The 12,485-nt window shown below is 73.9% G+C and carries 14 protein-coding genes; 6 read left to right on the forward strand and 8 right to left on the reverse strand.

All coding sequences use genetic code 11. The features are described from left to right. Positions 1–72 precede the first annotated feature (72 nt). The gene (locus ACFYZY_RS05900) at positions 73–1,119 is read left to right on the forward strand and encodes a methyltransferase (RefSeq protein ID WP_388689884.1); all 1,047 of its coding nucleotides are present in this window, start codon (positions 73–75) and stop codon (positions 1,117–1,119) included. 91 nt (positions 1,120–1,210) lie between these two features. Here ACFYZY_RS05900 and ACFYZY_RS05905 read toward each other — a convergent pair whose 3' ends face one another. Genes ACFYZY_RS05905 through ACFYZY_RS05935 form a run of 7 tightly spaced genes read right to left on the reverse strand, consistent with a single transcriptional unit; the run spans position 1,211 to position 6,468 of the window. Beyond that, complete coding sequence (locus ACFYZY_RS05905; protein WP_388689886.1) at positions 1,211–1,543, reverse strand: TcmI family type II polyketide cyclase; 333 nt, start codon at positions 1,541–1,543, stop codon at positions 1,211–1,213. 24 nt (positions 1,544–1,567) lie between these two features. Beyond that, positions 1,568–2,047, reverse strand: coding sequence for an SRPBCC family protein (locus ACFYZY_RS05910; RefSeq protein ID WP_388689887.1), 480 nt, complete (start codon positions 2,045–2,047; stop codon positions 1,568–1,570). Between the two features lies 1 nt (position 2,048). Then, positions 2,049–2,309, reverse strand: coding sequence for an acyl carrier protein (locus ACFYZY_RS05915; protein ID WP_388689889.1), 261 nt, complete (start codon positions 2,307–2,309; stop codon positions 2,049–2,051). A 22-nt stretch (positions 2,310–2,331) separates the two neighbouring features. Beyond that, entirely contained in the window at positions 2,332–3,579 is a 1,248-nt protein-coding gene (locus tag ACFYZY_RS05920) for a ketosynthase chain-length factor (protein WP_388689891.1), read from the reverse strand. Continuing rightward, a complete protein-coding gene (locus ACFYZY_RS05925; protein ID WP_388689893.1) occupies positions 3,576–4,844 on the reverse strand; it encodes a beta-ketoacyl-[acyl-carrier-protein] synthase family protein in 1,269 nt (422 codons plus the stop codon). Before ACFYZY_RS05925 ends, ACFYZY_RS05920 begins: the two co-directional genes overlap by 4 nt. Next, positions 4,841–5,305, reverse strand: a complete 465-nt coding sequence (locus ACFYZY_RS05930) for a cupin domain-containing protein (RefSeq protein WP_388689895.1) — start codon at positions 5,303–5,305, stop codon at positions 4,841–4,843. The genes ACFYZY_RS05925 and ACFYZY_RS05930 overlap by 4 nt, the downstream gene beginning before the upstream one ends. A 53-nt stretch (positions 5,306–5,358) precedes the next feature. Continuing rightward, entirely contained in the window at positions 5,359–6,468 is a 1,110-nt protein-coding gene (locus tag ACFYZY_RS05935) for a SchA/CurD-like domain-containing protein (protein WP_388689897.1), read from the reverse strand. 230 nt (positions 6,469–6,698) lie between these two features. Between ACFYZY_RS05935 and ACFYZY_RS05940 the strand changes: the two genes are divergently transcribed. Both ACFYZY_RS05940 and ACFYZY_RS05945 read left to right on the forward strand, forming a co-directional pair. After that, complete coding sequence (locus ACFYZY_RS05940) at positions 6,699–8,357, forward strand: FAD-dependent monooxygenase (RefSeq protein WP_388689900.1); 1,659 nt, start codon at positions 6,699–6,701, stop codon at positions 8,355–8,357. Between the two features lie 161 nt (positions 8,358–8,518). Next, on the forward strand, positions 8,519–9,679 hold the full coding sequence (locus ACFYZY_RS05945) for a hypothetical protein (RefSeq protein WP_388689902.1): 1,161 nt from the start codon (positions 8,519–8,521) through the stop codon (positions 9,677–9,679). Positions 9,680–9,790: 111 nt separating this feature from the next. On the opposite strand, the gene ACFYZY_RS05950 is transcribed toward ACFYZY_RS05945, so the two are convergent. Beyond that, entirely contained in the window at positions 9,791–10,360 is a 570-nt protein-coding gene (locus tag ACFYZY_RS05950) for an EF-hand domain-containing protein (protein WP_388689904.1), read from the reverse strand. 249 nt (positions 10,361–10,609) lie between these two features. Here ACFYZY_RS05950 and ACFYZY_RS05955 point away from each other — a divergent pair, with 249 nt between their 5' ends. The 3 genes from ACFYZY_RS05955 to ACFYZY_RS05965 all read left to right on the forward strand — a co-directional run bounded on the left by ACFYZY_RS05955 (position 10,610) and on the right by ACFYZY_RS05965 (position 12,470). Next, on the forward strand, positions 10,610–10,783 hold the full coding sequence (locus ACFYZY_RS05955; protein WP_388689905.1) for a hypothetical protein: 174 nt from the start codon (positions 10,610–10,612) through the stop codon (positions 10,781–10,783). Next, positions 10,780–12,144, forward strand: coding sequence for an APC family permease (locus ACFYZY_RS05960; protein WP_388689907.1), 1,365 nt, complete (start codon positions 10,780–10,782; stop codon positions 12,142–12,144). The genes ACFYZY_RS05955 and ACFYZY_RS05960 overlap by 4 nt, the downstream gene beginning before the upstream one ends. A 164-nt stretch (positions 12,145–12,308) precedes the next feature. After that, positions 12,309–12,470 (forward strand): hypothetical protein, encoded by a 162-nt coding sequence (locus ACFYZY_RS05965; protein ID WP_388689909.1) that lies wholly within the window; start codon positions 12,309–12,311, stop codon positions 12,468–12,470. Positions 12,471–12,485: the final 15 nt, after the last annotated feature.

Raw genomic sequence — 12,485 nt, forward strand, 5'->3', positions numbered from 1 at the left:
CACATCGATCGCACCGACGGTACGGACCGTACGAACCCCATCCACGGCACGACAGAGAAGACAAGGCGACAGATGACGACCGTTGACCCGGTGAGGACCCCCGACACCGCTCCCCCGCCGCCCATGCGGCTGCGGGAACTCGTTTTCGGCGCGGCGTGCGCCGCCGCCGTCCGCGCCGCCGCCCGCCTCGGCGTGGCCGACGCCCTGGACGACACGCCCGCGGCCGTGGAGGACCTGGCGGCGGCCGTGAAGACCCCGTCGCACACCCTGCGGCGGCTGCTGCGCGCCCTGTCCTCCCAGGGGATCTTCACGGAGCTGCCCGACGGCACGTTCGCGCACACGGAGATGTCCCGGCTGCTGCGCGAGGACGATCCGCACAGCCTGCGGTACATCGCCCTGTGGTGCACCGAGCCGTGGACGTGGGAGGTCTGGCCGAAGCTCGACGAGGCGGTGCGCTCCGGCGGCAACGTCTTCGAGGACGTGTTCGGCAAGGAGTTCTTCCCGTACCTCAACGAGGACGCGCCGGAGTCCGCGTACGTGTTCAACCGGGCCATGACGACGTCGAGCGAGCAGTCCGCGCGGGACGTCGCCGACCTGCTGGACCTGGAGGGCGTGTCGTCGGTCGCGGACATCGGCGGCGGTCAGGGACGCGTCCTGGCGAGCCTGCTGGAGCGGCACCCCGCCCTGCACGGCACGCTGCTCGACCTGCCGGGCGTGGTGGAGAACCCCGACCCCCGGCTGCGGCCGGGCGGCGCGCTGGCCTCCCGGGCCCGGGTCGTGGCCGGGGACTGCCGCGAGGACATCCCGGTCGAGGCCGACGTGTACATCCTCAAGAACATCCTGGAGTGGGACGACGACAGCACCCGCAGGGCGCTGGCCAACGTCCGCGGGGCGGCGCGGCCCGGCGCCCGGGTCGTCGTGATCGAGAACCTCGTGGACGACACCCCGTCGATGAGGTTCACGACGGCCATGGACCTGCTGCTGCTCCTCAACGTCGGGGGCGCGAAGCACACCCGGCGGAGCATGACCGAACGGCTGACGGACGCGGGGCTGGTCATCGGCGGGGTCCACCCGGTCAACGCGTACCTCCACGCCTTCGAGTGCGTCGTTCCCGCCTGACCGGAGGGCCCCGGAGAAGGGGCGAGACCCGAGGCCGCCGGCCCCGCTTCGTTCGCGGGGCCGGCGGCCTCGGGTCTCTCGTCGTGCCCGCTCAGGAACCGGAGCCCCGGTCCCAGCGGTAGAAGCACTGCGCCATGGCGTCCTTGGGGCCGCGCCACGTCTCCGGGTCGTACGCGCTGACGTACGTCGAGAGGCGTTCGCTGACGCTCCGGAACTCCGGGTGCCCGGTCAGCTTCGCGATGGCGGGCGCCGGGTCCCGCTCGGACTCGATGAGGTGCAGGTAGACGTCGCCGAACTGGAAGAGGCTGCGCCGGGAGACGCCCACCAGGTGGGGCAGCTCGCCGCGGTCCGAGTCGGCGAACACGTCGGCGATCGCCGGCGCCGAACCGGGCGCCATGCGGGCGACGATCAGGGCGTGGTGCATCGGGTGTCCTTCCTGGTTCCGCGATCAGCCGGGGATGACCGGCGCCTGCCGGCGCTCGCGGGCGACCTGCTCGATGCGGTCGCGGATGAGGGCCATCTGCGTGCGGGAGTTGCGGTTGATGTTCTCCGTCATCCACTCGTCGTCGACCGGGGCGTCGGGCTTCATCGCGAAGTCCTGGACCCAGCGCATGTGGACGCCGTCCGGCTTCTCCACGTACTCCCAGCGGATGTCCATGTGCGCGAAGGGCCCGGTCTCGACGCGGCGGGCCCGGACGGTCCGCCCGTCGCGGTCCACGGTCCGCTCCGACACCCAGCTCCAGACCTTCCCGGCCTCGTCCGGGTGCATGGTGAGGCGGAAGGTGGTCGTGTCGCCCTCGCGGGAGAGCACCTCCAGGGAGGCGTACTCGGTGAAGAGGCCGGGCCAGTTCTCGATGTCGTTGGTCATGTCCCAGACCAGGTCGAGGGGGGCGTCGATGACGACGCTGTTGTCGGTGTGTCCCGTCATGTCAGACTCCGGCCTTGAGGGTGCTGTTGACGAGGCCGACGAAGTCGGCCGGGGTCTTGCTGCGCTCCGCGTCGGGGGGGAGCGCCACGCCGTAGCGGTTCTCCAGTTCGCCGACGATGCCGAGGAGGCCGAGCGAGTCGACGCCGAGGGTGCCGAAGGGCACGTCCGACGTCTCGGCGAGCTCCCGGGGGTCGACGGTGACGCCGGCCGACTGCTTCATCAGCGCGGCCAGTTCGTCGAAGGTCAGTTCGGTGGTGCTCATCTGTACTCTCCTTCCCGCCCGTTCACCGGGCGGCTTCGTCGCCGCGGCGCACTACCAGCGCGGCGTTGGAACCCATGAGGCCCCGGCTGAGGACGAGGGCCGTCCGCAGTTCGGCGGGGCGGGCGCGGGACACCACCAGATCGAGGTCGTGGCAGGTGTCGAACACGTAGGGGGTGGGGGGCACCAGGCCGTGCTCCATCGCCAGCACGGCGGCGGCGGTGTCCAGGACGGGTGCCCCGCAGTAGGCGCGGCCGATGCCGGTCTTGGGGGCCGTGACCGGCACCCGGGCGGCACGGGCCCCGAGGGCGTCGGCGAGCGCCAGGGCCTCGGCGCGGTCCGCCTCCGGCACGCCCAGGGCGTCGGCGAAGACCACGTCGATCTCCTCCGGGACGCAGCCGGCCTCGTCGAGCGCGCACCGGATCGCGCGGGCGAGTCCCTCCCGGGACTCCTCCCAGCGGGAGGCGCCGGTGAACGTGGCTCCGTGACCGGCCACGACGGCCCGGACGGCCGCTCCCCGGTCCCGGGCGCGGTCCTCGTCCTCCACGACGAGCATCGCGCCGCCCTCGGCGGGCACGAAGCCGCGGGCGCCCGCCGTGAAGGGGCGGTAGGCACGGTCCGGGTCCTCGGCGGTGCTCAGCTCGGGGTAGCCGAGCTGGCACACCATCGAGTACGGGGCGAGGGGCGCCTCCGCCGCCCCGACGACCACCGTGCCGGTCCCGCGCCGTACGGCGCGGGCCGCGTGGGCGAGGGAGTCCAGGCCCCCCGCCTCGTCGCTGGCGACGACCCCGCAGGGCCCCTTGAAACCGCCCCGGATGGAGATCTGGCCGGTGCTGGCGGCGTAGAACCAGGCGATGGACTGGTACGGGCCGACGAATCGGGAGCCCTGGCCCCACAGCTTCTGCAGCTCGCGCTGGCCGAACTCGCCGCCGCCGGAGCCCGCGGCGGTGACCACCCCGATGGAGAAGGGGTCCTCGGGGGCGTCCCGGCCGAGGCCGGCGTCGTCGAGGGCGAGCGAGGCCGCCGCCATGGCGTAGTGGCTGAACCGGTCGGTCTGGACGAGGAAGCGGTCCTCGATGAGGGTCGAGGCGTCGAAGGACCTGACCTCGCCCGCCACCTTCAGCGGGAGGTGCCCGCACCCCTCCCGGGTGATCCGGTCCAGGACTCCGACGCCTTCCTGGACGGACTTCCAGTAGGTGTCGGCGCTCAGGCCGTTGGGGGCGATCACGCCGATGCCGGTGACGACGGCCCGTCTCGGCTGGTCCGTGCTCATCGTGTCCTCCCTGCCGGCTCCGTCAGGAGCACCGCGGACTGGAAGCCGCCGAAGCCGCTGCCCACGGAGAGCACGTTCCTCAGCCTCCGGGGGCGGGCGGTGCGCGGCACGTAGTCCAGGTCGCACTCGGGGTCGGGGACCTCGTAGTTCGCCGTCGGGGGAACCACCTGGTGCTTCAGCGCGAGGACGCAGGCGGCCACTTCTATGGCGCCGATCGCCCCGAGCGAATGTCCCACCATGGACTTGATGGAGCTCATGGGGGTCTCGTAGGCGTGGGCGCCCAGGGAGCGCTTCACGGCGGCGGTCTCGTGCCGGTCGTTCTGCCGGGTGCCCGAGCCGTGCGCGTTGACGTAGTCGATCAGCGTGGGATCGACGCGGGCCTGGTCGAGCGTGTTGTCGATGGCCCGGGACATCTCGATTCCCTCGCTGGTCAGACCGGTCATGTGGTAGGCGTTGCCGTAGGTGGCGTAGCCGCCGATCTCGCAGTAGACGTGCGCGCCGCGGGCCCGGGCGTGCTCGTACTCCTCCAGGACGAGGACCGCGGCCCCCTCGCCCATGACGAAGCCGTTGCGGCGGTTGTCGAAGGGCTTGGAGGCGTGCGCGGGGTCGTCGTTGTCGGGGGACGTCGCCTTGATGGCGTCGAAGCAGGCCATGGTGATCGGTGAGATCGGCGAGTCCGAGGCCCCCGCGAGGCAGACGTCCGCCCGGCCCTCCTGGATGGTGTGGAAGGCGTAGCCGACCGCGTCGAGGCCGGAGGTGCAGCCCGTGGAGACGGTCTGCACCGGGCCCCGGGCACCGAACCGCTCGGCCACGACCGAGGCCAGCGTGCTCGGCGAGAACGCCAGGTGCAGTTTCGGGTCGGCCGCGCGGTGGTCCACGTCCCACCGCTGTCCGCCCGCGCTGACCAGGACGTAGTCGTGTTCGAGCCGGGTGGTGCCGCCGACGGCGCTGCCCAGGGAGACGCCGACGCGCCACGGGTCCTGCGTGCCGGCGTCGAGCCCGGAGTCGCGCACGGCTTCCCCTGCGGCGACCACGGCGAACTGGATGTAGCGGTCGGCGTCCCGGCTCAGCTCCGGGTCGAGGCCGTGGGCGGACGGGTCGAAGTCGCACTCGGCGGCGATGCGCGAACGCAGGCCGGCCGGGTCGAACAGGGTGATGCCGCGGGTGGCGGTACGGCCTTCGGCGAGGAGGTCCCAGAACGCCGCCGCTCCGGTGCCGCCCGGAGCGACCACACCGATCCCGGTGACGGCCACTCGCCGGTTCACTCGATGGCCCCGCTTCGTTCCGGCACCTGACCGGGTCCGCCCACGGTCAGCTGGGGTCCGGCGAGCTCTGCGCCCTCGGTGGTCTCGGTGTCGACGTGGCCGAGGCTCGGACGCGGGGCGAGCGGGCCCAGGTGGAAGACCATGCGGGCCTCCCGGCCGCCGACGTTGCGGAAGCGGTGCCGCACGTCGATGGGGATCAGGAGCCCCTGGTCGGTCCCGAGCGTGTGGGTCTCTCCGTCCAGGTCCACCTCGAGGGTGCCGGAGACGACGTACACGAACTCCTCCGAGTACGGGTGGTAGTGCTCCCCGATGCGCTCGCCGGGCTGGACGATGGCCAGGCCCATGAAGCCGCTGGTGGAGCCCACGGTGGCCGGTGTGAGCATGGCCCGCAGGTCACCACCGCGCCTGCGGTTGGGCTCTGTCTCGTTCAGGCTCACGATGCGGGGATGCTGCTTGAGCATGGTTGATACCTCCGGGTGTGGCGGTGGCGTCCGGACGGGGCCGCGACCGGCCGTCAGGAGTCCGCCGAGGTGCGGTCGGTGACGGGCAGCATGTCGGCGTGCGACAGGAGCCGGTTGATGTTGCGGTCCGTCGTCAGGGAACCCTCGACACCGATCGCGGCGCCGTCGAGGAGGGCTTCGAGCTCCGCGGCCTTCCCGGAGCCCTTGAGGCCGAGGGAGGCGACGGGGTCGAGGTCGAGCTCGCCCGTGATGTCGATCAGGCGCACCACGAGGTCGTCGCGGTGGAAGACGGTGCTGCTGTGCACGGGGCTGTGCGGGTCGTCCGCCGCGGCCTCGTCCTGCTGGGCGAGCAGCCGGGCCAGCTCCATCCCCCGGCCCTCCTTGGCCGGGTAGTACAGCGCGTGGCGCCGCAGGCCGGCCGGGGCCGGGCGGCCGGCGACCACGTGGTGCACGGCCGGGAGCGCGGCCCGGGTGAAGAAGACGCGCGCCGAGTCGGGGTCGGTCAGGTCCCGGTCCTGCTCCAGGTACGGGTTGAGGGCCTCCTCGACCGCGCGCACCTCCGGCTGGCGGGCGACGTGGCGCAGGGCGGCGAGGAGGTCGCCCTCCACCTCGACGGCCCGCACGACGCGGTTGCCGTGCATGAAGAGCGAGGTGCGGCGCAGCCGGGTGGTCTCGTCGACCCGGGCCTCGGGCGAGTCGTACCCGGCCAGGAGCTCCGCGACCTTCGATTCGCTGCCGGGCTTGACGGTGAAGGTGAGGGCGTGGCGCGCCACCCCGTCGCCCACGCGGGCCGCGACCTCCGTGGCGGCCGGGACCACGTCCCGGGAGCCCGTCTCCCGGAGGATGCTGTAGCGCATCGACCGGGTGTCCCGCACGCAGCTGTGCATGGGCCGGACGGTCTCGACGTGCTCCTCGCTGTTCACCCAGGCGAGGAACGGCGGGGCGCTCTCCCACTCGCTGGTGATGAGCCACTGCGAGGGGTTCTCGATGGACTGGCAGAGCTGGTCGCTGATGTGGCCGGGGATCGAGGCCACCTGCTTGCGCATGAGCTCGTACGCCTCCAGGAACTGCTGCTGGGCCCCTTCGTACAGGTCGAGCAGCAGGATCACCCGCAGTCGGGAGCCGTCGAACGCCGACTGCGAGATACGTGCCGAGATGGTCATCCGGCGCACCTCTTCTTTCGTGTGGGGAGGCGGAAGAGACCGCCGTGCCAGAAGGCAGGGGTCGTCATATGCCGATCGTCGGTGCGTTCCCACGGGTCGCGCGAGTCCCACGGGGCGGATGAGTGAACTGCGCGTCATTCGGGTGCTCCGGACACGCGGACCGGTTCCCCGAGGGCATGGATCTCCACCCCACCCCCGACCCGCGTCACAGGTGACGCTGGAGGCACGCGATGAAGCGATTCGAAGGGCCCGGCGAGGGCGAGCACCGTACGCCCGTCCTCATCGTCGGCGGCTCCCTGGTGGGCCTGTCGGCCTCTTTGTTCCTCGGTCGCCTCGGCGTGCCGCACACGCTCGTCGAGCGCCACTCCGGCACCTCGATCCATCCTCGCGGACGCGGCAACAACGTGCGCACGATGGAGCTGTTCCGGACCGCCGGGGTGCGGCGGCGCATCCGGGAGGCCGCCTCGGTCCTGTCGTCCAACAACGGCATCCTCCAGGCTCCGAGCCTGGCGGGCGACGCGGGCGAGTGGCTGTTCAGGGAGATCGACCCCGGTGGCGGCCTCGCCCGCTTCAGCCCCGCCGAGTGGTGCCTGTGCAGCCAGAACGACCTGGAGCCGGTCCTCCTGGAGAGCGCCCGGGAGCTGGGCGGGGACCTGCGGTACTCGACGGAGATGTTGTCGTTCGAGCAGGACTCCGAAGGAGTGACGGCCCAGGTCAAGAGCCGTGAGACGGGTGAGCACACCGTCATCAGGGCGGACTACCTCATCGCGGCGGACGGGCCGCGCAGCCCCGTGCGCGAGCGGCTCGGCATCGGGCAGACCGGTCCGGGCGACCTGTTCCACAACGTGAGCGTCACCTTCGTCTCGCGCGGTCTCGCGGACGTCGTCGGCGACCGGCGCTTCATCGTCTGCTACCTGACGGACCCGGACGGGGACGGGGCGCTCCTGCCGGTGGACAACCGGGAGCGCTGGGTGTTCCACGCGCCCTGGCACCCCGAACGCGGCGAACTCCTGGAGGACTTCACGGACGAGCGGTGCCGGGAACACATCCGGCGGGCCGTGGGCGTGCCGGACCTCGACGTGGAGATCACCGGCCGGGCGCCCTGGCACGCCGCCGTGCGGACCGCCGAACGGTACGCGGACCGGAGGGTCTTCCTCGCCGGGGACTCGGCCCACGAGATGCCCCCGACCGGCGCGTTCGGCTCCAACACCGGCATCCAGGACGCGCACAACCTGGCCTGGAAGCTGTCCGCCGTACTGGACGGCTGGGCCGGCCCCGGCCTGCTCGCGTCCTACGACGCGGAGCGCCGCCCCGTCGCGGAGGTGACGAGCGACCGCGCCTCGTCGCGTTCGGTCGAGCACAGCCACCCCGGTTACGCCCCCGGTCCCGAGGCGGAGGGCCGCGGCGGGAGGAAGGGCGGGATCCTCTCCGTGGTCCTGGGCTACCGCTACCCGCGGGGCGCGGTCCTGGGCGCCGACCGGGAGCTTCCGGTCGTGTCCGACGTCCTGCGCCTGACGGGCGAACCCGGCACCCGGGCCCCGCACATGTGGCTGGACCGCGCCGGGAGCCGGATCTCCGCCCTGGACCTGTACGAGCGGACCCCGGTGCTCCTGAGCTCCGCGGGCACCACCGGCACGTGGCACGCCGCCGCCGTGCGCGTCGCGGAGGAGCTGGGGATCCCCCTCGTCCCGTACCGGATCGGCGAGGGGCCTGACGCCGAGCTGACCCCCGAGGGGGACGCGGACTGGTCCGGCCTCCACGGCGTCACTCCGGGCGGCGCGGTCCTGGTCCGCCCGGACGGTTTCGTCGCCTGGCGTTCCGAAGGCCCCTCGGAGGACCCCGGGGCGGCCCTGCGGACGGCCCTGGCGGCTCTCTTCGACCGGGGGTGAGCGCGCCCTCGTCCCGCCCGGCGGAACCGGACGGGACGAGGGCGGCGGCGCCGGCCCGCCCCGGCTCCCGCGCGCCCGGAGGGCTCCCCCGCGGACTCGCGGGGCGCCCCGGTGACTGATTTCCTGTAGGCGATCCCCCTTCGCACCGGAAGGTCCGCATCATGCACGTCAGCGCACTCACTCCCGCCGTCCTCGCCGATCTGCGGCGACCCCGGCCGTATCCGGCGATCTCCCTGGTCATGCGGACGCATCCGCGCCGGGGGGTGGACGAGGACCGGGTGCGGCTCAAGAACCTGCTGTCCGAGGCGCGCGCCCGGCTCTCCGCCGACCCGCGCGTGGGCCGCGAGGAGCGGCTGGAGCTGCAGGCCAGGCTGGAGGAGACCGAGGTCCTCGGGCGGGACGACGTGTTCCTGCACGCGGGGGCCGGACTGCAGATCCTGCTCGCCCCCGGCGAGGAGACGCAGGTGTGGCAGCTCGACGGCGAGGAGGACGTCCCGACCCGCGTCGAGTTCGCCCCGACGTTCCTGACCCGCTACCTGGTGGCGGCCCGCGAGCGTTCGGCCCCCTACTGGGTCCTGGTCCTCGGGCTGGACACCTGCCGCCTCTACCAGGGGTCGGCCGGGCGCCTGTTCGAGGTCGAGGAGCACGGCTTCCCGGCGGAGCCCGCGATCCCGGACCCGGAGGACGCCCTCCCCGGGCCGGTCACCGACTTCCCGTCGCCCGCCCGCGACGAGCGCATCCAGCAGTACATGCGCGCCGTGGACGAGAAGCTGGCCGCCCCCCTGGCCGCGCGGCGGCAGCCGCTCTTCCTCGTCGGGGGCACCAAGCTCCTGGCCGAGTTCGACGGCGTGAGCCGGCACGCCGACCGGGTGGACGGCCGGCTCGACCTGGTCGGTCTGGACGAGGTCTCCCCCGCCGTCCTGGCCGAACGCCTGGAGCCGGTCCTCTCCGGGTTCCGCGAGCGGCAGACGCACCGGGCGCTCCAGGACCTCGACGACGCCCGCGGCCGCAAGCAGTACGCCGCCGGCCTGCAGGACGTGTGGGTCGCCGTCGCCGACCGCCGGGTCCACCTCCTGGTCCTGGAGGAGGGGCTGCGCGCCGCGGGCACGGTGGCGGAGGACGGCCGCGGCCTGCGTCTCGTCCCGCTGCCCGACGGGCCCGGCCTCACCGACGGCGGCGGTGAGCAGGCCCCGGACGGGGTGGTGACCGACCTCGTCGACACCCTGGTGGAGAACGCGCTGGACGCCGACGCCTCGGTCCGTTTCGTGCCCGACGGCACGCTGAACGAGCGCGGGCGGGTCGTGGCGGCCCTGCGTTACTGACACGGGCGGCGGACGGGCCCGCGCCCCGGGGGCCCGGTGCCCGGCGGCGGGGCCGCCCCCCCCGGAGGGGGAGGCCCCGCGAGTCGCGGTCCGGGCGCCGGGCGGGCCGGGTCAGCCGCGCGGGAAGACGGGGCGCCCCATCCACCAGTTGCCGGTGGCCTCGGGGTCGGAACTGGACCAGAACTCGACGACCGCGTCGGTGAACTCGGCGGGCGACAGGACGCCGTCGCCGTCGGTGTCGAGGTGGCCGAACGCCTCGGCCGCCTCCTCCTCCGTGAGCCGGGGGAAGTGTCCCCGCTGGAACGCGAGGAACTCGCCGGGGCTGATCCGGCCGTCCCCGTCGAGGTCGGCGATCCCCAGGTAGGTCTCGGCGAGCCTGCCGAGCGTGGCGCGGGCGGTCCCGGGGTCGTCGGCCAGCGCGCGGGTCGACTCGACGAACCGGTCCCTGGGGATCCCCCGGGCCCCGGCGGGGACGAACGGCAGGTGCACCTCGCGCCAGATGGCCGTGTAGGCGCCGATGATCCGTTCCGCCTCCGGGGATCCCTCGGCGTGCCCGAGGGAGGAAGCCGTCCGGCGGCCCATCTCCACGTGGTCGTCCTCCGTGAGCACGCCGTTGCCGTCCACGTCCAGCTGGTCGAAGCCGTGCTCGATCTTCTTCGTCAGGAATTCCCGGTCGGTCATGATCGCTCCTCGGGGGCGGGGGAACAAGGGGAACAGGGGGGCGCGGAGTGCGTCCCGCCACGTCGACGCTACGAACCCCGGCCGGCGGCGGGGGCCTTTCCGCATATTCGTGCACGTACGGGTGAGAGAGCGGGAGGTCCGCGCCGGAACACGGGGCCCGGCGCCCGGACCACCCGGGCGGCGCTCCCGGAGCGGTCCGGCGGAGAGGAGGCGACGGAACCCGTCGCCCGTCACGGAAAGCGCAGGACGATGCAGGAGTGGAAGGAACGGGCCGGCGGAACCGCCGCCCGGGGGACGGCGCCCGCACGCCCGCACCACGCCGCCGACGGCGTCCGGCCCCCGGCCGGCGACCGGACCACCGGGGCCGGGGCGACCCGCGCCCCGGCACGCCCGCCGCTGCGGCCCGGACCGGACGCGCGGTGAGCGCCGGACCCGAGAACGCGGCCCGGCCCGCGCTTCGGCGCACCCTGACCACTCCCCTGCTCTACTTCTTCATCCTCGGCGACGTCCTGGGCGCCGGGGTGTACGTGCTGGTGGGGCAGGTCGCCGCCGCGTCCGGGGGCGCCGTGTGGGTGCCGCTCGCCGTGGCACTCGTACTGGCCCTGCTGACCGCCGCCTCCTACGCCGAGCTGGCGACGAAGTACCCGAGGGCCGGCGGCGCCTCCCACTACGCCACCCGGGCCTTCGGCCCGGCGGCCGGGTTCGTCGCGGGGTTCTGCATGCTGGCGGCCGGCGTCGTCTCGGTCGCCGCGCTCGCCCGGGGCTTCGCCGGCGACTACCTCGCGGCCTTCGTCACCCTGCCCGTCGCCCCGGTCGCGGTGGGCTTCCTCGCCCTCCTGGCCCTCGTCAACGCCCGGGGCATCAGGGAGTCCACCCGCGCCAACGTCGTCGCCACCCTGATCGAGGTCGGCGGCCTGGTGGTGATCGTGGTCCTGGGCGCACGGCTGCTGCTGCGCGGGGAGGGCGACCCGAGCCGCCTCCTCCAGCTCGGTACGCCCGAGAAGGGCGCGGCGGCGGCCGTGCTGAGCGGTTCCGTCCTCGCCTTCTACTCGTTCGTCGGCTTCGAGACCTCGGTGAACGTCGCCGAGGAGACCCGGGACCCCCGGCGCTCCTACCCCCGCGCCCTGTTCGCCGCGCTCGCCACCGCCGGGGCCGTCTACGTCCTGGTCGGCGTGGCCGCCTCGGCGACCGTGCCCACCGGTGTCCTCGCCTCCTCCGGCGGCCCCCTCCTGGAGGTCGTCCGCGAGGCCGGCGGCGTCCCCCCGCGACTGTTCGGCGCCGTCGCCCTGATCGCCGTCGCCAACGGGGCGCTGCTCACCGGCATCATGGCCTCGCGCCTGGCGTACGGAATGGCCCGCGACGGGCTGCTGCCCGCCGCCCTGGCCCGGGTCCTGCCCGGTCGCCGCACCCCCTGGGCCGCGATCGCCGCCACCACCGTCCCCGCCCTCCTGCTGGCCCTGACCGGCAGCGTCGCCACGCTGGCGTCCACCCTGGTGCTGCTGCTCCTGGTGGTCTTCCTGATCGTCAACACGGCCGTCCTCGCCCTGCGTTCCGATCCGGGCGAGCCCGGTCACTTCCGCGCCCCGACCGCGCTGCCGGTCCTCGGGGCCGCCTCCTGCGTCCTTCTCGCCACCCAGGTGGAGGCCGGGGTGTGGCTGCGCGGCTCGGTGGTGCTCGCCCTCGCGGCGGTCCTCGCCGCCGTCGCGGCCGGGCGCCGCCGCCGCTCGGCGGAGGAGGAGGGAGCACCGGAGGAGAAGGCAGCGCCGGAGGAGACGGGGGCCTGAGACGCCGGGGGCTCCGGGTCCCCGCGTCCCCGGAGCGGCGATCCGTCCGGGAGCTTCTTCGCCCCGCGCGGGTCCGTGGTGGCCCGGGACGGGTACTCGTCCCGTGGGCACACATGTGCGGTGCCGCGTGTCCGTACGAGTCACACCGAGGAAAAGAGCGAACCATGCAGGAGAGCACCCCGTCGCAGGCGGAGGGCGAACGCCCCGACGAGAACCCCCCGCGGGACGCGGGCCACCGGGACGCGGAACCCGAGCGCACGACGCCGTCGCAGGCCGAGGGAGAGCGCGAGCCCGACGATCCCGACGACGAGAGCGGGTCCGCCTGACGCCGCCGTCCCCGC

Source organism: Streptomyces sp. NPDC001744, from assembly GCF_042892575.1.
Classification (GTDB): domain Bacteria; phylum Actinomycetota; class Actinomycetes; order Streptomycetales; family Streptomycetaceae; genus Streptomyces.